17 protein-coding genes and 1 riboswitch are annotated in these 19694 nt (G+C 72.6%); of the genes, 8 read left to right on the forward strand and 9 right to left on the reverse strand.

What is annotated here, in order from left to right:
- A partial coding sequence (locus tag PV410_RS26080) for a DUF5691 domain-containing protein (protein WP_500328051.1) occupies positions 1 to 1288 on the forward strand: 1288 nt, incomplete at its 5' end.
- A 74-nt stretch (positions 1289 to 1362) separates the two neighbouring features.
- Here PV410_RS26080 and icmB read toward each other — a convergent pair.
- The gene (gene icmB, locus PV410_RS26085; protein ID WP_500328053.1) at positions 1363 to 1776 is read right to left on the reverse strand and encodes a coenzyme B12-dependent isobutyryl CoA mutase small subunit; all 414 of its coding nucleotides are present in this window, start codon (positions 1774 to 1776) and stop codon (positions 1363 to 1365) included.
- Between the two features lie 241 nt (positions 1777 to 2017).
- Between icmB and PV410_RS26090 the strand changes: the two genes are divergently transcribed.
- Both PV410_RS26090 and PV410_RS26095 read left to right on the forward strand, forming a co-directional pair.
- The gene (locus PV410_RS26090; RefSeq protein ID WP_500328054.1) at positions 2018 to 2836 is read left to right on the forward strand and encodes an esterase/lipase family protein; all 819 of its coding nucleotides are present in this window, start codon (positions 2018 to 2020) and stop codon (positions 2834 to 2836) included.
- 141 nt (positions 2837 to 2977) lie between these two features.
- Entirely contained in the window at positions 2978 to 4312 is a 1335-nt protein-coding gene (locus PV410_RS26095) for a M23 family metallopeptidase (RefSeq protein WP_500328055.1), read from the forward strand.
- 100 nt (positions 4313 to 4412) lie between these two features.
- On the opposite strand, the gene pcrA is transcribed toward PV410_RS26095, so the two are convergent.
- Positions 4413 to 6848 carry a DNA helicase PcrA gene (pcrA, locus tag PV410_RS26100; protein ID WP_500328056.1) on the reverse strand — a complete coding sequence of 812 codons (2436 nt, stop codon included), beginning with the start codon at positions 6846 to 6848 and terminating at the stop codon, positions 4413 to 4415.
- A gap of 258 nt (positions 6849 to 7106) precedes the next feature.
- Positions 7107 to 7264: riboswitch (cyclic di-AMP (ydaO/yuaA leader) on the forward strand.
- An 8-nt stretch (positions 7265 to 7272) separates the two neighbouring features.
- On the opposite strand from pcrA, the gene PV410_RS26105 reads away from it, so the two are divergent.
- Positions 7273 to 8385 (forward strand): C40 family peptidase, encoded by a 1113-nt coding sequence (locus tag PV410_RS26105; protein ID WP_500328058.1) that lies wholly within the window; start codon positions 7273 to 7275, stop codon positions 8383 to 8385.
- A gap of 31 nt (positions 8386 to 8416) precedes the next feature.
- Here the strand turns inward: PV410_RS26105 and PV410_RS26110 are convergent, their stop codons facing one another.
- Positions 8417 to 8770 carry a hypothetical protein gene (locus tag PV410_RS26110; protein WP_500328059.1) on the reverse strand — a complete coding sequence of 118 codons (354 nt, stop codon included), beginning with the start codon at positions 8768 to 8770 and terminating at the stop codon, positions 8417 to 8419.
- Positions 8771 to 9109: 339 nt separating this feature from the next.
- Here PV410_RS26110 and PV410_RS26115 point away from each other — a divergent pair, with 339 nt between their 5' ends.
- Entirely contained in the window at positions 9110 to 10177 is a 1068-nt protein-coding gene (locus PV410_RS26115; protein ID WP_500328060.1) for a C40 family peptidase, read from the forward strand.
- Between the two features lie 18 nt (positions 10178 to 10195).
- On the opposite strand, the gene PV410_RS26120 is transcribed toward PV410_RS26115, so the two are convergent.
- Both PV410_RS26120 and PV410_RS26125 read right to left on the reverse strand, forming a co-directional pair.
- Positions 10196 to 10867 carry a LuxR C-terminal-related transcriptional regulator gene (locus PV410_RS26120; protein WP_499513502.1) on the reverse strand — a complete coding sequence of 224 codons (672 nt, stop codon included), beginning with the start codon at positions 10865 to 10867 and terminating at the stop codon, positions 10196 to 10198.
- The gene (locus PV410_RS26125; protein ID WP_499513501.1) at positions 10864 to 12165 is read right to left on the reverse strand and encodes a PspC domain-containing protein; all 1302 of its coding nucleotides are present in this window, start codon (positions 12163 to 12165) and stop codon (positions 10864 to 10866) included. Before PV410_RS26125 ends, PV410_RS26120 begins: the two co-directional genes overlap by 4 nt.
- 109 nt (positions 12166 to 12274) lie before the next feature.
- Here PV410_RS26125 and PV410_RS26130 point away from each other — a divergent pair, with 109 nt between their 5' ends.
- On the forward strand, positions 12275 to 13528 hold the full coding sequence (locus tag PV410_RS26130) for a PspC domain-containing protein (RefSeq protein WP_500328062.1): 1254 nt from the start codon (positions 12275 to 12277) through the stop codon (positions 13526 to 13528).
- Complete coding sequence (locus tag PV410_RS26135; protein ID WP_499513499.1) at positions 13525 to 13788, forward strand: hypothetical protein; 264 nt, start codon at positions 13525 to 13527, stop codon at positions 13786 to 13788. Before PV410_RS26130 ends, PV410_RS26135 begins: the two co-directional genes overlap by 4 nt.
- On the opposite strand, the gene PV410_RS26140 is transcribed toward PV410_RS26135, so the two are convergent.
- The 3 genes from PV410_RS26140 to guaA form a co-directional block, all read right to left on the reverse strand.
- Positions 13726 to 14244 (reverse strand): DoxX family protein, encoded by a 519-nt coding sequence (locus PV410_RS26140; RefSeq protein ID WP_500328064.1) that lies wholly within the window; start codon positions 14242 to 14244, stop codon positions 13726 to 13728. The two genes, PV410_RS26135 and PV410_RS26140, sit on opposite strands and share 63 nt — an antisense overlap.
- A 119-nt stretch (positions 14245 to 14363) precedes the next feature.
- Positions 14364 to 15155 carry a class II aldolase/adducin family protein gene (locus PV410_RS26145; RefSeq protein ID WP_500328065.1) on the reverse strand — a complete coding sequence of 264 codons (792 nt, stop codon included), beginning with the start codon at positions 15153 to 15155 and terminating at the stop codon, positions 14364 to 14366.
- A gap of 90 nt (positions 15156 to 15245) precedes the next feature.
- Positions 15246 to 16829 carry a glutamine-hydrolyzing GMP synthase gene (gene guaA, locus PV410_RS26150; protein WP_499513496.1) on the reverse strand — a complete coding sequence of 528 codons (1584 nt, stop codon included), beginning with the start codon at positions 16827 to 16829 and terminating at the stop codon, positions 15246 to 15248.
- A gap of 279 nt (positions 16830 to 17108) precedes the next feature.
- Between guaA and PV410_RS26155 the strand changes: the two genes are divergently transcribed.
- Positions 17109 to 17411: a chorismate mutase gene (locus tag PV410_RS26155; RefSeq protein WP_500328066.1), complete on the forward strand. Its 303-nt coding sequence runs from the start codon at positions 17109 to 17111 to the stop codon at positions 17409 to 17411.
- A 506-nt stretch (positions 17412 to 17917) separates the two neighbouring features.
- On the opposite strand, the gene PV410_RS26160 is transcribed toward PV410_RS26155, so the two are convergent.
- Positions 17918 to 19687, reverse strand: coding sequence for a GMC oxidoreductase (locus PV410_RS26160; RefSeq protein ID WP_500328068.1), 1770 nt, complete (start codon positions 19685 to 19687; stop codon positions 17918 to 17920).
- Positions 19688 to 19694 lie beyond the last annotated feature (7 nt).

A 19694-nucleotide genomic window follows, 5' to 3' on the forward strand; every position in this document is an offset into this window, starting at 1 on the left:
GCGTGGCGCCGCCCCCAACCTCGCCGAGCTGCTGCCCCAGTGGCTCGCCGTGGCCAACGCCCGCGGCTGGGCGGCCCCGCCGGAGCTGCTGCCCGCGCTGCTGGACGCCGCCCGCGCACGCACCGACCTGCGGCCGGACGCCCTGGCGCTGGCGGGACCGCGCGGGCTGTGGCTGGCGGAGCTGAACGCCGACTGGCGGTTCGCGCTGCGCGCCGGGGCGCCGGGCGTCGTGCCGGACACCGGTGACCCGGGCGCCGTGCGGACGCTGTGGGAGGAGGGGCTGTTCGCCGAACGGGTGGCCTTGCTGTCCCGGCTGCGGGCCCGCGATCCGCGGCAGGCGCTGGAGCTGCTGCGCTCGGGATGGGCCGCGGAGCGCGCCGAGGACCGGCTGATGTTCCTGGACTCGCTCCGCGAGGGCCTGTCGCCGCAGGACGAGCCGTTCCTGGAGCAGGCCCTCACCGACCGCAGCCGCAACGTGCGGGCCACCGCCGCGGAACTGCTGTCGGCCCTCCCCGGCTCCGCCCTCGCCGCCCGGATGGCCGCACGGGCCAGGACGTGCGTCGCGTGGGACCCGGGAGGCGGCCGGATCGGGGTGGAGGCGCCGTACGAGTGCGACGCGGCCATGGAGCGCGACGGCGTGGTGGCGATACCGCCCGCCGGGCGCGGAGAGCGGGCGTGGTGGTTCGGCCAGGTGGTGGACGCGGCGCCGCTCGTCACGTGGCGAGAGCGGTTCGCCGGCCGGACGCCGGAGGAGATCATCGCGCTGCCGGTCGCGGACGACTGGCAGGCGGATCTGCACGCGGCGTGGTGCCGGGCCGCGGTGCGCCAGGGGGACACGGCCTGGGCACGCGCCCTGCTGGGGCCCACCCCGGCGCCCGCGACGGCGGTCAGCCCCGTCGGGGACCCGGCGAAGCTGCTGTCGATCCTCCCGGCCCCGGAACGGGCGGAGTGGGTGGCCCGCTTCATCGCGGCGCACGGCCTGTCGGAGGCGTTCCAGATGCTCGCGGTCTGCGCCGTGCCCTGGGCCGAGCCGCTGGGGGCGGCGGTGGTGGACGCGCTGGACATCGCGCGGGACGCGGGCAGCTACCCGTGGAGCTTCAGCGGGGTGATGGGCCTGGCCGAACGGTGCATGGACCCCGCGGAGGCCGACCGGGCAGCCCCGCTGGCCGCGATGCCGGCCGAGTCGGCCGACACCTCACCGGGCGCCGGGGCGTACTGGGCGGAGGCCTTCCAGCGACTGGTCGGCACCTTGCGCCTGCGGGCCGCGATGCTGGCGGAGCTCGCCTGAGCCGGCGACCGGGAGCGGGCTACCGGGAGCGGGCGGCGGTCCGAGCGAAGGGCCCGCACCGCCGCCCGTGACGATCAGGCTTCGGCCGGATGGCGGATGTTGTCGTTCACCCAGGTGACGACGTCGCCGGTCGACGTGCCCGGGGTGAAGATCGCGGCCACGCCCAGTTCCCGCAGCGGGGCGATGTCGTCCTCGGGGATGATCCCGCCGCCGAACACCTTGATGTCCTCCGCGTCACGCTCCCGGAGCAGCTCGATCACCTTGGCGAACAGCGTCATGTGGGCTCCGGAGAGGATGGACAGCCCGACGGCGTCGGCGTCCTCCTGGATCGCGGTGTCCACGATCTGCTCGGGCGTCTGGTGGAGACCGGTGTAGATGACCTCCATGCCGGCGTCCCGCAGCGCTCGCGCGATGACCTTGGCCCCGCGGTCGTGGCCGTCCAGGCCCGGCTTGGCGACCACCACACGGATCGGTCCGGACACTCCCATCGCTGCCTCCATACACGATTGCTGCGCTCAGCGGGCACATGTGTGAACGAACGTTATCGCCAGCATCCCCCGTGCGGACAGTTTCACGAAGGGCCCCGAGGGGGAAATCACACATGGGACACGTTCACGTTAGAAACGCGTTCGGCCCGTGGCCGTCCTTCGTTCAGCAGGCGACACGGGCCGTCGCGTTCTCGGCGCACGGGGGACAGGGCCGTCTCCGTGTGCCCACGGGAGGTAGGCCATGGGCGTCCTGTCTTTCGGTGTCGGAGACCGCTTGGTGCGCCAGGCGGCCTACGTACGAGCCGCGGCGATCGAGATCGCCATCCTGACCGGTCACGTTTTCCTCTACCCGACCGGAATCTTCCAGGAGCGCGGGCCGCAGTCGGCGGCCGGCGACTCCGAGGCGCCGCCACGCCTCCCCACCGCCGGCCGCAGCCATCCCCCGGTGCTTCTGCTGCACGGCTTCGTGGACAACCGTTCGGTGTTCGCGATGCTCCGCCGGTCGCTGCGACGGCACGGCTGGCCGCATGTGCAGGCGCTCAACTACTCGCCGCTGACCTGCGACATCCGTACGGCGGCGGCCCTCCTCGGACGCCACGTCGAACAGATCTGCGAGCAGACGGGGCACCGCCAGGTGGACATCGTGGGCCACAGCCTCGGTGGGCTCATCGCCCGCTACTACGCCCAGCGCCTGGGCGGCGACACACGGGTGCGCACCGTGGTCACCCTGGGCACCCCGCACGCCGGGACCCGCGCCGCGCCCCTACTGAACCCGCACCCGATCGTCCGCCAGATGCGGCCCAACTCCGACCTCATCGAGGAACTGGCCAAGCCGGCGACCGGCTGCCGTACCCGTTTCGTGGCGTTCTGGAGCGATCTGGACGAGCTGATGAGCCCGGTCGAGGCCGCCCGCCTCGACCACCCGGACCTCATCGCCCGCAACGTCCACGTCGCGGGGGTCGGGCATCTGACCATGCCGGTCCACGCGGCCATCGCCGCCGGCATCCGGCAGGCGCTGCTGGGCGAGGAGCTGGCGTCGGGCGCCGTGGACGCCGCCTGACGGCCTTGCCCCCATAAGCATCGAAAGGCCATCGAACACAAGGCATCGGGGATACCCGAATCCCGCCGAAGATTGTGGGCGTCGCCCGCTGGGGGATACAGTCGCCGCTAATTCTCCTGCTGCCGAGGCGAAAGAGAAGCGGTGAACGACCGTCATCCGGCGGGGTACGCCCCCGAGTACAGCGGCTATGGGTACGAGGGGCATTCCGACGCCTCCTACGCGCCCATGGGCGCCGCTCACGCGGATGACGATCCACTCTTCGGCTCCTGCCAGGGCTACCCCGCCTACGACACGGGGTCCTACGCCACCGTCTCGTACGACACCACCGCGACCGGCTACTGGCCCTCGGGGCAGGCCGCCGGCACCGCCGCCTACGGCGACCACGTCGGCACGGCCACCGGCACCTGGTACCCGGACGCCACGCAGGCGCAGCAGGCGGCGGCCTACGACTACCCGCAGTACGAGCACACGGCCGTCCACACCGCCTACGAGGAGCCCGAGGCCGCTCACGCCCACGCTCCCGAGCCCGCCGCCTACGAGCAGCCGGACCGGTACGGGACCGGGACGTACACCCAGGAGCACTACGAGGCCGACCAGTACGAGCCGGAGTCGTACGAGGCCGAGCAGTACGAGCCCTACGAGCCCGACGCCCACGACACCGCCGAGGACGACGCGGAGGCGGACCCGGAGCACGACGCCGAGGACGGCGCCGCCCCGGCCGCCCTGCCGCGCCCGCGCAGCGGGAACGGCGTCGGGAGCCGTCGGCGCCGCCCGGCCCGGCGCTCCGCCCTGCTCACCGTCGCCGTCCCCTCCGTGGCGGTGATGGGCGTCGCCTGCGCGGCCGCCGTCACCGTCAACACCGACGACCCCGACAGCAGCCGCACCCAGGCCGACGGCGTGCCCGAGGCGGCCAACGCCCCGACCACGAAGCTCGACCAGCAGCTCGCCGGGGTGAACCGGGACGTCGACGACTTCACCGACCGGGCCAGCCGCAACCAGGAGCGCATCGACCTCAAGGAGCGCCAGGCGCTGGAGCGCGCGAAGAAGGCGGCGGAGGCGGCCCTCAAGGAGCAGCTGCGCCCCAAGTTCCTGCTCCCGGTCAAGCAGCACGGCCTGAGCGCCTACTTCGGTCAGGCGGGCGTGAACTGGATGTCGGTCCACACCGGCATCGACTTCCCGGTGGACTACGGCACGCCGGTGATGGCCGCGACCGACGGCGTCGTGCGCACCCAGTGGAACAGCGCCTACGGCAACATGGCGATAGTGACCGCCCCCGACGGCACCGAGACCTGGTACTGCCACCTGAGCAGCACCAAGATCCGCTCGGGCTCGGTCAAGGCCGGCGAGGTCATCGCCTATTCCGGCAACTCGGGCAACTCCACCGGGCCGCACCTCCACTTCGAGGTGCGTCCCGCGGGCGGCGCGGCCATCGACCCGCTGCAGTGGCTGCTGAAGCACGGGATCGACCCGCGCTGAGCCCGGGCGGGCCCCGCCGGAGCGGGACCGGGGCCGGAAGCGGTCCCGGAACCGGGCCCGGCCCGGACGAGGCCCGGGCGAGGACCGTTCCTGAAGCCCGCTAGAGCTTCTCCACCGGCGCGTACCGCAGCAGCAACACCTTCGGCCGCTCGTCGCCGAAGTCGATGGTGGCCTTGGCCTTCTCCCCGCTGCCGTCGACCGCGACGACCGTGCCCAGCCCGAACGTGTCGTGCGTGACCCGGTCACCGACCGCCAGCGAGATGACCGGGCGGTCCTGGGTGCGCCGCGTCGCGAATCCGGAGGGCCCGCTCTTCGACGGGGAACGCGACAGCATCGAGGCCGCCGCCGACACCGAGGCGGAGGGTGCCGCGGAGGCGCCCGTGCGCTTCCAGTCGATGAGCGGCTCCGGGATCTCCTCCAGGAAGCGCGAGGGCGGGTTGTACGAGGGCTGGCCCCAGGCGCTGCGCATGGTCGACCGCGTCACGTACAGCCGCTGCCGCGCCCGCGTGATGCCGACGTAGGCGAGCCGCCGCTCCTCCTCCAGCTCCTTGGTCTGGCCGAGCGCGCGCATGTGCGGGAAGACCCCGTCCTCCATGCCGGTCAGGAAGACCACCGGGAACTCCAGGCCCTTGGCGGTGTGCAGGGTCATCAGCGTTATGACGCCGCCGCCCTCGTCGTCGTCCGGGATCTGGTCGGAGTCGGCGACCAGCGCGACCCGCTCCAGGAACTCCGCGAGCGTGCCGGGCTCCTCCTCGGTGCGCTCCTGCTCGAACTCCAGTGCCACCGCCGCGAGTTCCTGAAGGTTCTCGATGCGGGTCTCGTCCTGCGGGTCGGTGGAGGCCTGCAGCTCGGCCAGGTAACCCGTGCGCTCCAGCACGGCCTCCAGGACGGTGGCGGGGCCGGCGCCGGAGTCGACGACCGTGCGCAGCTCCTCCAGGAGCTCGTTGAAGCGCTTGACGGCGTTGACCGAGCGCGACGCCATGCCGAAGGCCTCGTCGACCCGGCGCAGCGCGGCGGCGAAGGAGATCCGCTCGCGCGAGGCCAGGGCGTCGACCATGGCCTCGGCGCGCTCCCCGATGCCGCGCTTGGGCACGTTGAGGATGCGGCGCAGCGGGACGGTGTCCTCGGGGTTGGCGAGCACGCGCAGGTAGGCCAGGACGTCCCGGACCTCCTTGCGCTCGTAGAAGCGGACACCGCCGACGACCTTGTAGGGCAGGCCGACGCGGATGAAGACCTCTTCGAAGACACGGGACTGCGCGTTGGTCCGGTAGAAGACCGCGACCTCGCCGGGGCGGGCGTCGCCGGCGTCGGTGAGCCGGTCGATCTCGTCGGCGATGAACTGCGCCTCGTCGTGCTCCTGGTCGGCGACGTAGCCGGTGATGACCGGGCCCTGGCCGGCCTCCGTCCACAGGTTCTTGGGGCGGCGGGAGGCGTTGCGCTCGATGACGGCGTTGGCGGCGGTCAGGATGTTCTGGGTGGAGCGGTAGTTCTGCTCCAGCAGGATCGTGCGGGCCTGCGGGTAGTCCTCCTCGAACTGGAGGATGTTGCGGATCGTGGCACCGCGGAAGGCGTAGATGCTCTGGTCGGCGTCACCGACCACGCACAGCTCGGCGGGCCCCTCGCCGCCCTCGTCCGCGTCACCGGTCCCGACCAGCTCGCGCACCAGGGTGTACTGGGCGTGGTTGGTGTCCTGGTACTCGTCGACCAGGACGTGCCGGAACCGGCGCCGGTAGTGCTCGGCGACGTCCGGGAAGGCCTGGAGCAGGTTGACCGTGGTCATGATGATGTCGTCGAAGTCGAGCGCGTTGGCCTCGCGCAGCCGCGACTGGTACATCGCGTAGGCCTCGGCGAGCTTCTTCTCGAAGGGGTTCTCGGCCTGGTCGGCGAAGGTCTCCTCGTCGATGAGCTCGTTCTTGAGGTTGGAGACCTTGGCGCTGAAGGACTTCGGCGGGAACTGCTTGGGGTCCAGGTCCAGGTCGCGGCAGACCAGGGCCATCAGCCGCTTGGAGTCGGCCGCGTCGTAGATCGAGAAGCTCGAGGTGAAGCCGAGCCTCTTGGACTCCCGGCGCAGGATGCGGACGCACGCGCTGTGGAAGGTGGAGACCCACATCACGTTGGCGCGCGGGCCGACCAGCTGCTCGACCCGCTCCTTCATCTCCCCGGCGGCCTTGTTGGTGAAGGTGATCGCCAGGATCTGGCCGGGGTGCACCTTGCGGGCACCCAGCAGGTACGCGATGCGGTGGGTGAGCACCCGGGTCTTGCCCGAGCCGGCACCGGCGACGATGAGCAGCGGGGAGCCGGTGTGCTCGACGGCGGCACGCTGCTGCTCGTTGAGCCCCTCCAGCAGCGCGGACGGGTCGACGACCGGGCGGGGGGCGCCGTCCCGGTAGTACGCGTCCCGGTCGACGGGCGCGTCGAAGCGCCCCTCGAAGAGGTCGTCGGGAGCCGTGTCGGGCTCGTCCTCGGGAGGCGGCGGGGGCTCCTCCTCCCTCGGTTCGAGGCCGGCCAGGAAGCTGTCGTCAAAGAGGCTGCTCATTGCCTCCCGAGTCTAGGGCGTGGGACGGACAGCGGTGCGCCGCTTGCCCCAGCCCGCGCCCCAGCCCGAGCCCGAGCCCTCCGCGGCACGGCCCGTCGCCGCCCGTGGCCGTCCGTGGCGGCCCGTGGCGGCCCCGCATGGTGAAGGTCACGAAATGATTGCGGACAATTCGAACACCAGGGTTCCCACGGACCCCCGCAGTTGACTACCGTGCCGCATCAGGCGGTCCGCTCCATGCGGCGGCGACCGTGCCGTCACGGGCCGCCTCCGCTGAGTCCGGCGACCGCCGGAGCCGGGGACCCACGACCTTGGGGTGAATCGGTCCGTACGAGCGCAGCGCGCCCGCACGGCCCGTAGGGCGGCCTTCCGAAGCCCGAACCCGACAGCTAACCCGGTAGGCGGTCCACGGAAGGAGCCGCCTGACTTGGCGACGCACCGCAAGCCGCGCCCGCGCGCGCTGACCGTCCCCGGCCCCCGGGCCGCGGTGGGGCTCACGACCGCCGCGCTGGCGACCGTCACCCTCTTCGGCGAGAGCGCGAGCGCGGCGCCCGCCTCACCCGACAAGCCCTCCATCACCGAGGTCAAGGCCCAGGTCGACAAGCTCCACCACCAGGCCGAGGCCGCCACCGAGCGCTACAACGGCGCCAAGGAGCAGACCGAGCAGCAGCGGGCGCGCGCCGACGCGCTGCTGGACCAGGTGGCCCGCAGGACCGAGACGCTCAACTCCGCCCGCCGCACCATCGGCGAGTACGCCGCGGCCCAGTACCGGGGCGGCGGCCTGGACGGGACGACGAGCTTCCTGCTCACCTCCGACCCGCAGCAGTTCCTGGACCAGGCGCACCTGATGAACCGCCTGTCCGACCGCCAGGAGCACGCGCTGGAGACCTTCCGCTCCGAACAGGCGGAGACGACGGCCAAGCGCGCCGAGGCGGTCGAGAGCCTGCAGAAGCTGACGGACGCGCAGCGGCGGCTGAACGCGGAGAAGACCACGGTCAAGCAGAAGCTCGCCGCGGCGCAGAAGCTGCTGAACAGCCTCACCGCCCAGGAGAAGGCACGGCTGGCGGCGCTGGAGAAGAAGCGGCAGGAGGAGGCCGCCGCGAAGGCCGCGGAGATCGCCGCCAAGGAGAAGGCCGCGCAGGAGGCGGCCGGGGGGTCGGGCTCGACGGCCCCGGTGTCCGGCACCTACGCCGCCAAGGCGGCCAAGGCGATCGAGTTCGCGCGCGCCCAGCTGGGCAAGCCGTACGTGTACGGCGCCACCGGCCCCAACTCCTACGACTGCTCGGGCCTGACCCAGGCCGCCTGGGGCGCCGCGGGCGTCTCGATCCCCCGCGTCACCTACGACCAGGTCGACTTCGGCAGCCGCGTCACCGCCGACCAGCTGCAACCCGGCGACCTGGTCTTCTTCTACTCGGACGTCACCCACGTCGGCCTCTACATCGGCGGCGGCCAGATGATCCACGCCCCCCACACCGGGACCGTGGTGAAGATCGCCCCGATCACGGAGATGCCGATCTACGGCTACGCCCGGATGGCCTGAGCCCCCGCCCGGCCCGTCGCCTCGGCCGGGCTCAGGTCCACAGCACCGCGATGAAGATGTTGGCGGTGGTCAGCGCACCCACGGTGCCGAAGGCCGCCGCCGGCACCTTCTCCTCGTCCCGCTTGACGTAGACCAGGCCGAGGATCACCACCAGGATCGCGAGCTTCACGCCGATCTTGACGTTGTTGACCGGCTGGTCGTCGGCCTGGTTGAGGCCGACCAGCAGCGCGCCCGTGACCAGCATGGTCAGTGCGCCGTGCAGCATGCCCGGCACGAACCGGGCCTCGCCGCGGCCCATGGCCTTCATCTGGGTGAGGAAGCCGCCCAGCAGCGCGGCGATGCCGATGATGTGCAGGCCGACGATCAGGTTGATGAGTACGTCCATGGCTCAGGACCCTAGTCAGGCTCGTACCAGCACTCGGCACCGAGGTCGCCCTCTTCCGTCATATCGGTCACGGCCGGACCGCAAGTGACCAGGTCACCCGTCGAACAGCGGTCATCCGCGGGCAGTCCGCGGCCGAATCGGACCAGTCCCGCACAGTCCGGAGCCCGCTCACGGCGTCCAGGTTTAGCGTCCTGCCCCAGGTGGCCGATCCCCACTGCCGCGAGGACCCCGTCCCCGGCACGGCCGCCCCCGCCGAAGGTCCGGCGGTGGACGGCTCCCCGTCCGCCCGCCGCCGGACCGCAGGGGGGCGTACGGACAGCCCGGAAGGAGTGACGGCGCGTGGCGTCGCACAGAAGGCCCAAGGAACGCGGCCTGGCAGGCACGACCGCGCGCACCGCAGCCGGTCTCGCCCTGGCGGGCGCGGCCTCCGTGACGGTGTTCGGGGAGGCCGGGCACGCCGAACCCCGGCTGACCACGGACGAGGCCAGGGCCCGGGTGGACCGGCTGTACGAGGAGGCCGAGCAGGCCACCGAGCGGTACAACGGAACGAAGGAGAAGGCGGACACGGCCACCGGGCGGATCGAGCGCCTCCAGGACGAACTCGCCCGCAGGACCGAACGGCTCAACGTCACCCGCGACGGCCTCGGCTCCCTCGCCACCGCCCAGTACCGCAGCGGCGGCATCGACCCCGCCGTCCAGCTGGCCCTCGCCTCCTCCCCCGGCGACTACCTGGAGCGCGCCGGGATGCTGGACCGGATGAGCAGCCGCCAGAACGCCGCGCTGCGCGCCCTGTCGGCCCAGCGGCGGGGCATCGAGCAGCTGCGCACCGAGACCGAGGGCGAGCTGGCAGAACTGCGCGGCACCCGCGCCGAACTCGCCCGCCACAAGCACACCGTGGAGCAGCGCCTGGCCTCCGCGCGGCAGCTGCTCGGCCGTCTCACCGCCGCCGAGCGCGCCGAGGTGCTGTCCTCCGGGGGCCACGGTTCCGCCGACCCGGCCCGCGCCGGCCGCAGCGCCACCGGCTCCCGCGCCGGGCTGGCGCCCGCGGCCGCCCCCAACGCACGCGCCGCCCGTGCCGTCTCCTTCGCCTACGGCTCCCTCGGCCTGCCCTACGTCTGGGGCGCCACCGGGCCCTCGGCGTACGACTGCTCGGGCTTCACGCAGGCCGCCTGGCGGTCGGCCGGGGTCTCCCTGCCGCGCACGACGTACACCCAGATCAACGCGGGCACCCGGATCTCCCGTTCCCAACTGGAGCCCGGCGACCTGGTGTTCTTCTACTCGGGGATCAGCCACGTCGGCCTCTACGTGGGCAACGGCATGATGATCCACGCCCCCCGCACCGGTGACGTCGTCAAACTCGCCCCGGTCGACCAGATGCCCTTCGCGGGCGCCACGCGTCCGGCGTGACGCCCGCGCCGCGGGACCTCAGACCAGCCGGCGCGCGGTCGCCCAGCGGGTGAGTTCGTGCCGGTTGCTGAGCTGCAGCTTGCGCAGCACCGCCGAGACGTGCGACTCGACCGTCTTCACCGAGATGTAGAGCTGCTTGGCGACTTCCTTGTACGCGTAGCCGCGCGCGATCAGCCGCAGCACCTCGCGCTCACGCTGGGTCAGCCGGTCCAGGTCCTCGTCGACCGGCGGGGCGTCGGTGGAGGCGAAGGCGTCCAGGACGAAGCCGGCCAGCCGGGGTGAGAAGACGGCGTCGCCGTCGGCGACCCGGAAGACCGAACTGACCAGGTCGGGGCCGGTGATGGTCTTGGTGACGTAGCCGCGGGCGCCGCCGCGGATCACCCCGATGACGTCCTCGGCGGCGTCGGAGACCGACAACGCCAGGAAGCGCACGGGGTGTTCGGCGCCGACCATGAGGCCCGCGCAGCGCTTGAGGACCTCGACCCCGCCGCCGCCGGGCAGGTGGACGTCGAGCAGGACGACGTCGGGCCGCGTCGCGGTGATGACGGACACCGCCTGGTCCACGTCGGCGGCCTCGCCGACCACGTCGACCCCGGTCCGCTCGGTCTCGCCGATCTCGGCCTGCACCCCGGTGCGGAACATCCGGTGGTCGTCGACGAGGACGACCCTCACGCGTCGTTCCGTGCTCATGACGACCTCCCTGGTCCCTGGGCCCTGTCCATCTCCAGCTCCACTTCCGTCCCCCCGCCCGGCGCCGAGCGCAGCCGCGCCTCGCCGCCGTTGCGCCGCATCCGGCCGATGATGGACTCCCGGACGCCCATCCTGTCCGACGGTACGTCGTCGAGGTCGAAGCCGGGTCCGCGGTCGCGGACCGACACGAAGACCCTGCTCTCCTCGACCTCCGCGTACACCTGCACGGGCTCGTCCCCACCGTACTTGGCGGCGTTGACCATGGCCTCGCGGGCCGCCTGCATCTGCGCCACCAGGCGTTCGTCGAGCGGGCAGTCGCCCACGCACACCACTTCGACGGGGACGCCGTGCGCGTCCTCCACCTCGGCCGCGGCACGGCGCACCGCCTCGGCGAGGGTGGCCGGCTCGTCCTCCTTGCCGTTGCCCTCGGGCCGGTAGAGCCAGGCCCGCAGCTCCCGTTCCTGTGCGCGGGCCAGCCGGGCGACCTCGCGCGGGTCCTCGGCGTGCCGCTGGATGAGGGTCAGCGTGTGCAGCACGGAGTCGTGGACGTGTGCGGCGACCTCGGCCCGCTCCTGCGCGCGGATGCGGGCCAGACGCTCGGCCGACAGGTCCTGGGTCATGCGCACGAGGTACGGTCCGGCGATCAGCGCCACGCCGACCAGGACGGCGAGCGCGGCCTGGAGGATGGTCCCCAGGTGGCTGACCGAGCCCTGCACGACGAGGAAGCCGGTCACCCCCACGCCGACGAGGATCACCCCGGCGGCGCCGCGCGCGAACGGCAGCAGCCTCCTGCGGCGGCTCAGCTCGGCCCAGCGGGCCCGGCGGGCGTTGTCGGCCTGCCGCCACACCAGGGCGACGCCGAGCCCGATCAGCAGCAGCGGCCAGACGTAGGCGTTGGCCCTGCCGAGGTTGAGGTTGTCCAGCAGGATGCCGAGGCCGATGGCGAGCGCGATGAGCGCGACGATCTGGCCCCGGTCCGGCCTGCGCCCGGCGAGCCAGGAGCGGGCGTCGCGCGGCTCCTTGGCCTCGACCACCCCGCCGACGCCCAGCGGCACCACGAACCAGAAGACCGCGTACAGCAGGATGCCCAGGCCCTGGATGGTGGCCAGGACGACGAAGACGACGCGCACCCAGGCCACGGGCAGTCCGAGGTGCCCGGCCAGCCCCCGGGCGACGCCGCCGATCATCCGGCCCTCGGAGCTGCGGTAGAGCTTGCGGACCGGGGATCCGGCCGGGTCCGGCGGCGCGAAGTACGACGCCCCGTTGGGTGGGCTGGTCGGTGGTCCGGCGGCTGGCATGTCCCGATCGTCACACGTTTCGCGCACGGTGGGTATCAGGGTTGGCCCCCATGCGGGGTCAGGGTCGTTCCGGATACCGGCACACGTCCCGGCCCGCCACCATGGAGCCATGACGGAGCAGCACACGGAGACGGAGGCGGCCGGGGCACCGCCGGGCCGGCGGCTGGCGCGGTGCCGCGAACGGAAGGTGGTCGCCGGCGTCTGCGAGGGCGCGGGACGGTACTTCGACATCGACCCGGTGGTCTTCCGGATCGTGCTCGGCGTGCTGGCGCTCACCGGCGGCCTCGGGCTGGTGGCCTACGGCCTGGCGTGGCTGCTCGTCCCGCTGGAGGGGGAGACCGAGAGCGAGGCGCACCGACTGCTGTCCGGCCGGGTGGAGGGGACCGCGCTGACGGCGGTGCTGGTCGCGCTGGTCGGCTGCGGGCTGTTCCTGTCGATGCTGGGCAGCGGCGGGAACCTGGCCTTCTCCCTGGGACTGCTGGCGGCCTTCGCCGGTGCCGTGTACTGGTCGGTGCACCGGCGCCAGGCGACCGAGGCGCCCGCCCAGCCGGTCGCGCCACCACCGACCCAGCCGCCGCCGCAGCCCGCCACGGCGGCGTGGTGGAAGGAGACCTCGGTCGAGGACGCGCCGGCCGTGCCGGGGCCGGGCGGCTACCTGTGGGGGCCGGACGACGGTCCCGCGGACGTGGAGCGCGACCGCCGCGAGTGGCGGGACCGGCGCCGGGCGGTGCGGCGCGAGGGCGCCTGGCTGGGCGTGGTCGTGTTCTTCGCGGCGACGGCGGCGGCCGCGGCCGGCCTGGCCGCGTCCTGGTCGTCCCAGCCGCTGGCCACCGGCGTGCAGATCGGCCTCGGTTCGGCGCTGGCCGTCTTCGGCCTGGGCTTCGTGATCAGCACCTGGTGGGGGCGGCTCGGCGGCGGCACCGTCTTCACGGTGCTGCTGACCGCCGCGCTGCTGGTGGGCTCCACGACGCTGCCGCGGTCGGTCGGCACCGACTGGAAGCAGCGCACCTGGACCCCCGCCACGCTCTCGGCGGTGCAGGACTCGTACGAGCTGGGCACGGGCCGGGCGACGCTGGACCTGTCCGGGCTCCAGCCGGGCGGCCGCACCGTCACGACGCGGGCCGAGGTCGGGGCGGGACAGCTGGTGGTCAGGATCCCGGAGGACGTCACGCTGCGGATGCACGTCCAGGTGGGCGTGGGCGACGTGCAGTTGCCCGGCGAGAAGGAGAAGGACATCGACGTCCAGCCCGGGCTGGACCGGAAGGTGACCCTGGACCCGGTGGACGGCCGGAAGTCCGCGGGCACGGTGGAACTCGACGTGGAAGTGGGCGTCGGACAGGTGAAGGTGGTGCAGTTCCCGTGAGACGGCATCGGTTCGCGCCCTCGGCGCTCCTGACCGGCCTGGTCCTGCTGGGACTGGCCGCGGTGTTCCTGCTCGACGCCGCCGGCGAGGTGTCGCTGTCCCCGCACGCCGCGGTGCCCCTGACCTGTGCGGGTCTGGGGCTCGCGGCGCTCGGCGCGGTCACCTCCCGGATGCTCCGGGGGCGGAGCGCCCGGCGCTCAGGCCAGGCCGCGCCGTCCCCGGCCGCGGCGTCCGGCGATCATCGCGTCGACGGACAGTAGCGGGGCGCCGGCGAGGACCAGCGGCAGCCAGGCCATCAGGTAGGCCAGGTCGTTGCCGTAGTAGTACGGCTGCGTGGCCCAGCTGACGGTGAGCCACAGGCTCAGCGAGATGAGCGCCCCTCCGAGGGCGGCGATCCTGCTGAGCAGGCCGACCAGCGTGCCGACGCCGACGGCGATCTCGCCGAAGGCGATCGCGTAGCCGAAGCCGTGCGGGTTCTTCAGGGCCAGGTCGACCATGGCCGGGATCGCGGCGCTGTCGCGCACCGCGTTCAGGGTGCCGACGAGCGAGCCCGGGGCGCCGTCGGTGAAGAAGCTGTCGGACATCAATTTGTCGAAGCCGGCGTAGACGAAGGTCACGCCGAGGAAGATGCGCAGCGGCAGCAGGGCGTAACGCCGTGCCGTGTCCCGCCACGGTCCCTGACTGGGGTACCGCTCCGTGTCTCTCGTTCCGCTCATGCCCGTTGTGCCCGTCACGCTCATGACGTCCGCCCTCTCGCACACACCCGCCGTGGATCCCCTCCCGGACCGATTCTCCAGGAGCGCCCTAGGAGATACGTAGGCGAAGCGGCCGTCGTTCAATCAAAAAGCTCTGGATTATCGCGGGCCATCCGTTCATAGGTGGGCTGGTAGTTGATCCAGGCGACCAGATCGTGTCCCAATTGCTCACGCGTGGCGATCGCGTCCTCGTGCGCGATCCACACCGGCTTGCCCGCCGCCTTCGCGCTCAGCTGCACCTGGCAGGACTTCTCCATCGTCATGAACCACCACGCCGCCGCGTCCACGGTCTCGCCGACCGTCAGGAGCCCGTGGTTGCGCAGCACGACCGCCTTGTGCGCCCCCAGGACCACCGCGATGCGCCGCGCCTGCGCCTCGTCCACGACGACCCCGGTGTAGGCGTCGAACAGGGCGTGGTCCTCGTAGAAGGCGCAGGCGTCCTGGGTGATCGGCTCCAGCCGCTCCCCCAGCGCGGCCAGCGCCCGGCCGTAGGTGGAATGGCTGTGGACGACGGCCGTCGCGTCGGGCCGTGCGGTGTGCACGTGGGCGTGGATGGTGAAGGCCGCCTGGTTGACGTGGTGCCGGCCCTCGACGACGGCGCCGTACTGGTTGACCAGGATCACCTCGCCCACGGTGAGGTGCCGGAACGGCACCCCGAAGGGGTTCACCCAGTAGTGGTCCGGCAGCTCCGGATCGCGCACGGTGATGTGCCCCGACACCCCGTCCTCGAACCCCAGCTCCGCGAACGCCCGCAGCGCCACCACCAGCCGCTCCTTGCGGTGGCGGCGTTCCTCCGCCGGGTCCTCGAAGGTCGGCGGGAGGGCGAAATGGAGCCGATCGGGCGGTACGGGCTGCGGCACGGTGTCGGTCATGGCGCGGAAGTTACCCCGAGGTACCGCAGATGAACAGGGGCGATACCAGGTTTCCCCGGTATCGCCCCAAGCCTGCCCCACGCCGGGGGGCTACTCCCACTCGATGGTGCCCGGGGGCTTGCTGGTGACGTCCAGCACGACGCGGTTGACGTCGGCCACCTCGTTGGTGATCCGGGTGGAGATCCGGGCCAGCACCTCGTACGGCAGCCGCGACCAGTCCGCGGTCATGGCGTCCTCGCTGGAGACCGGGCGCAGCACGATGGGGTGGCCGTAGGTGCGGCCGTCGCCCTGCACGCCCACCGAGCGGACGTCGGCGAGGAGGACCACCGGGCACTGCCAGATGTCGCGGTCGAGACCGGCGGCGGTCAGCTCCTCGCGGGCGATCGCGTCGGCGTCGCGCAGCAGGTCCAGGCGCTCCTTGGTGACCTCGCCGACGATGCGGATGCCCAGGCCCGGCCCCGGGAAGGGCTGGCGCTGGACGATCTCCTCGGGCAGGCCGAGCTCCTGGCCGACCATGCGGACCTCGTCCTTGAACAGCTTGCGCAGCGGCTCGACGAGCTGGAACTGCAGGTCCTCGGGGAGGCCGCCCACGTTGTGGTGGGACTTGATGTTGGCGGTGCCGGTGCCGCCGCCGGACTCCACGACGTCCGGGTAGAGGGTGCCCTGCACCAGGAACTCCACCGACTCGCCGTGGGCGCCGGCCTCGGCGACGATCTCGCTCGCGGCCTGCTCGAAGACCCGGATGAACTCCCGGCCGATGATCTTGCGCTTCTCCTCGGGGTCGGAGACCCCGGCGAGCGCGGTGAGGAAGCGCTCCTGCGCGTCGACGACCTTCAGCTGCACGCCGGTGGCGGCCACGAAGTCCTTCTCGACCTGCTCGGACTCGCCCTTGCGCATCAGGCCGTGGTCCACGTAGACGCAGGTCAGCTTCTCCCCGATGGCCTTGTTGACCAGGGCCGCGGCGACCGCGGAGTCCACGCCGCCGGAGAGGCCGCAGATGGCGCGCTTGTCGCCGACCTGGGCGCGGATCGCGGCGACCTGCTCCTCGACCACGTTGTGCGTGGTCCAGTCGGGGGCGATGCCCGCGCCGCGGTAGAGGAAGTGCTCGAGCACCTGCTGGCCGTGGTCGGAGTGCAGGACCTCGGGGTGGTACTGGACGCCGTAGAGCTTCTTCTCGTCGTTCTCGAACGCGGCCACCGGCACCAGGTCGGTGGAGGCGGAGACGGTGAAGCCCTCCGGGGCGGCGGAGCAGGTGTCGCCGTGCGACATCCACACCGACTGCTCGGCCGGGGTGCCCTCGAAGAGCGTGGAACCGGTCTTGCCCACGTGCAGCGGGGTACGGCCGTACTCGCGCGACCCCGTGTTGTCGACGGTGCCGCCGAGGGTGATCGCCATCAGCTGGAAGCCGTAGCACATGCCGAAGACGGGGACGCCCGCCTCGAACAGGGCGCGGTCCAGCCGCGGGGCGTGCTCGGCGTACACGGACGAGGGGCCGCCCGACAGGATGATCGCCGCGGGCCGCTTGGCCAGCATCTCCTCGACCGGCATCGTGCTGGGCACGATCTCGCTGTAGACCCGGGCCTCACGGACGCGGCGGGCGATGAGCTGGGCGTACTGCGCCCCGAAGTCAACGACGAGGACGGTGTCGGGGGCGGCTGGGGTCGCTGATGCCACGGTGGGCCTTCCGGCGGTGTCGAACGTGGGGTCCCTGCCGATTCTACCGGGGCCCACGGCTTTACTTCCCCGGCCCGGGGGCGCAGACTGTGCCGCATGCTCCACGGCACGCGCTTCGCGTTTACCTATGGCACCGGCTGGTCCGGCTGCCATGGTCGTGCTGTCTGAGCGAGGAAACGCAACCAGACGTCACCAGGCGCCCCGGGCCACACGGCCCGGGGCGCCTGGCGTTTCCCGTCCCGTGCGGCCCCGGAGGCCCGGCCCCCGAGGAGGAACCCCATGAGCGGCACCCCGGCAGCACCGCGGACGACCGGCCCTGCAAACGCCCCCGCCACCGACCCCGCCGCCGTCATCGCGGACGCCCGCGAGCGCATCGACGACCTCGACGCGAGGATCATCGCGCTGGTGGGGGAACGCATGACCGTCTCGGCCGGCATCCAGCGCGCCCGCATCGAGTCCGGCGGCCGCCGGGTGCACCTCTCCCGCGAGATGGACATCCTGCGCCGCTACAGCGACCGGCTCGGCAAGCCCGGCACGACCCTCGCCATGACCCTGCTGGAACTGTGCCGCGGACGGGTCTGAAACCCCCGTGGCACCGGCCCCGTGACCCGTTCGGGGGGCATCACCCGTACGGCACGTGACCGCCTACGGGCGCCTTCGTTGAATCCGGTGTCCGTGCCAGCCAGGCGCGGTCACCCCGGGCCAGGGAAGCAAGGACGTCGAACACCACGCGTGGACACCGCTCAGACGCAGCTGGGCGGGGTGCCACCGGAGCGATGAGGCGCGCCCGCGCGAGTGGAAGCAATGCGGCGCGCCGTGGGACCTCGCTCCGGTGATCCGGTGACCGGACAGCAGGGGACAGCAGCCCGGTCACGACTCAAAGTGGCGGTCGGTTCCGGGGACGCCCGGGACCGGCCGCTCTGCGAGGAACACACTACTCATTTCGCGGCACTTGGGCAGGTATCCGACCCTCGATCGAGTGAGTCGGACCCCGCATCGCGCCCCGCGCGCGGTCCGGGACCCGTATGGAGCACGGCCGAGGGGGCCGCGACCCGGACGGGTGCGGGCCCCCTCGGCGTCCGGCGGGATCAGGCCTTGGGCGGGACCGGCGGGACGGGCAGCACCGGCAGCCGCAGGGCACCGAACGCGTCCGCCGGGACGACCGGGTGCTTGGGCTCGACCGCGGCGACGCGCCGGTAGGCCTCGCCCTGGGCCGGACGCGGGTCGGCGTCGCCCTTGTTGGGCCACAGGGACATGGCGCGTTCGGCCTGCGCGGTGATCGTGAGCGAGGGGTTGACCCCCAGGTTGGCGGAGACCGCGGCACCGTCCACCACATGGATGCCCGGATGCCCGAACAGCCGGTGGTACGGGTCGATCACACCGTGCCCGGCGTCCTCGCCGATCACGCAGCCGCCCAGGAAGTGGGCGGTGAGCGGGGTGCCCATCAACTCGCCGACGTTGCTGCCCGCGAAGCCGTTGATCTCCTCGGCCAGCAGGCGCGCGGCCTCGGCGCCCTCGGGGATGAAGGAGGGGTTGGGCGCGCCGTGCCCCTGCCGGGCGGTGAGCAGTCCCTTCCCCAGGCCCTTGGGCTTGCGGTAGGTGGTCAGCGAGTTGTCCAGGGACTGCATGACCAGGCCGATGATGGTGCGCTCGGACCAGCGGCGGTTGGACAGCGACCGCATCAGCAGGACCGGGTGACGGGCGCAGTGCGCCAGGTAGGCCAGCCCGCGCGGCAGCCGCGTGCCGTGCGGGACCTGCAGGATGGACAGGCCGCCCATCGAGTTGGAGCCCTTGCCGTAGCGGACCGGCTCGATGTGGGTGTTCCCGTCGGGGTGGATCGAGGACGTGATGGCCACGCCCCGCGTGAAGTCCACCCGCTGCTCGCCGGTGCGCCGGCGGTAGCGGCGGCTGTTGGTCTGGGCGCCCACCAGCGCCTCGGAGTTGGTGCGGGTCAGCTCGCCGAGCCGCGCGGACAGGCCGGGCAGCCGGCCCGCGTCGCGCATGCGGTGCAGCAGCGTCTGGGTGCCGTAGGTGCCGGCGGCGACGACCACGTGCCCGGCACGCAGCACGCGCGGCTTCGCCTTGCGCCGGCGGTCGGTGGGGACGACGGTGACGTCGTAGCCGCCCTCGGCGTTCTCCGACAGCCCGGTGACGGTGGTCATCGCGTGGATCTCGGCGCCCGCCTTCTCGGCGAGGTGGAGGTAGTTCTCGTTGAGGGTGTTCTTGGCGCCGTGGCGGCAGCCGGTCATGCACTCCCCGCACTCCGTGCAGGCCCGCCGGGAGGGGCCGGCGCCGCCGAAGTACGGGTCGGGCACCTCGCCGCCGGGCGTGGCCCTGGCGTCGCCCGAGGCGTCCTGGCCGTCGCCGAAGAACACGCCGACCGGGGCCATGTGGAAGGAGTCGCCGACGCCCATCCGCTCGGCGGTCGCCTTCAGGTGGACGTCCGAGGGGGTCATGGTCGGGTTGAGCCGCACCCCGAGCATGCGCTTGGCCTGGTCGTAGTGGGGGGCCAGTTCCTCCTGCCAGTCGGTGATGTGGCCCCACTGGCGGTCCTCGAAGAAGGCCTTCGGCGGGACGTAGAGGGTGTTGGCGTAGTTGAGCGAACCGCCGCCGACCCCCGCACCCGCCAGGATCATGACGTTGTCGAGCAGGTGGATGCGCTGGATCCCGTACAGGCCGAGTGCCGGGGCCCACAGGTAGTCCTTGATGTGCCAGGAGTTCTTCGGCAGCGACTCCCGCGTCCAGCGGCGGCCCGCCTCCAGGACGCCGACCGTGTAGCCCTTCTCGGTCAGGCGCAGCGCCGACACGGATCCGCCGAAGCCGGACCCGATCACGATCACGTCGTAGTCGTAGGACATCCGCTCC

The sequence above is a fragment of the Streptomyces sp. PA03-5A genome, assembly GCF_033792725.1.
Lineage (GTDB): Bacteria > Actinomycetota > Actinomycetes > Streptomycetales > Streptomycetaceae > Actinacidiphila.

Coding starts and splice junctions, on each gene's coding strand:
- icmB (WP_500328053.1), bottom strand. CDS start 1,776: ATGGGAGTGTCCGGACCGATCCGTGTGGTGGTCGCCAAGCCGGGCCTG.
- PV410_RS26120 (WP_499513502.1), bottom strand. CDS start 10,867: ATGAGCACGGAACGACGCGTGAGGGTCGTCCTCGTCGACGACCACCGG.
- PV410_RS26110 (WP_500328059.1), bottom strand. CDS start 8,770: ATGGACGTACTCATCAACCTGATCGTCGGCCTGCACATCATCGGCATC.
- PV410_RS26125 (WP_499513501.1), bottom strand. CDS start 12,165: ATGCCAGCCGCCGGACCACCGACCAGCCCACCCAACGGGGCGTCGTAC.
- PV410_RS26160 (WP_500328068.1), bottom strand. CDS start 19,687: ATGTCCTACGACTACGACGTGATCGTGATCGGGTCCGGCTTCGGCGGA.
- PV410_RS26130 (WP_500328062.1), top strand. CDS start 12,275: ATGACGGAGCAGCACACGGAGACGGAGGCGGCCGGGGCACCGCCGGGC.
- PV410_RS26145 (WP_500328065.1), bottom strand. CDS start 15,155: ATGACCGACACCGTGCCGCAGCCCGTACCGCCCGATCGGCTCCATTTC.
- pcrA (WP_500328056.1), bottom strand. CDS start 6,848: ATGAGCAGCCTCTTTGACGACAGCTTCCTGGCCGGCCTCGAACCGAGG.
- PV410_RS26155 (WP_500328066.1), top strand. CDS start 17,109: ATGAGCGGCACCCCGGCAGCACCGCGGACGACCGGCCCTGCAAACGCC.
- PV410_RS26140 (WP_500328064.1), bottom strand. CDS start 14,244: ATGAGCGGAACGAGAGACACGGAGCGGTACCCCAGTCAGGGACCGTGG.
- PV410_RS26090 (WP_500328054.1), top strand. CDS start 2,018: ATGGGCGTCCTGTCTTTCGGTGTCGGAGACCGCTTGGTGCGCCAGGCG.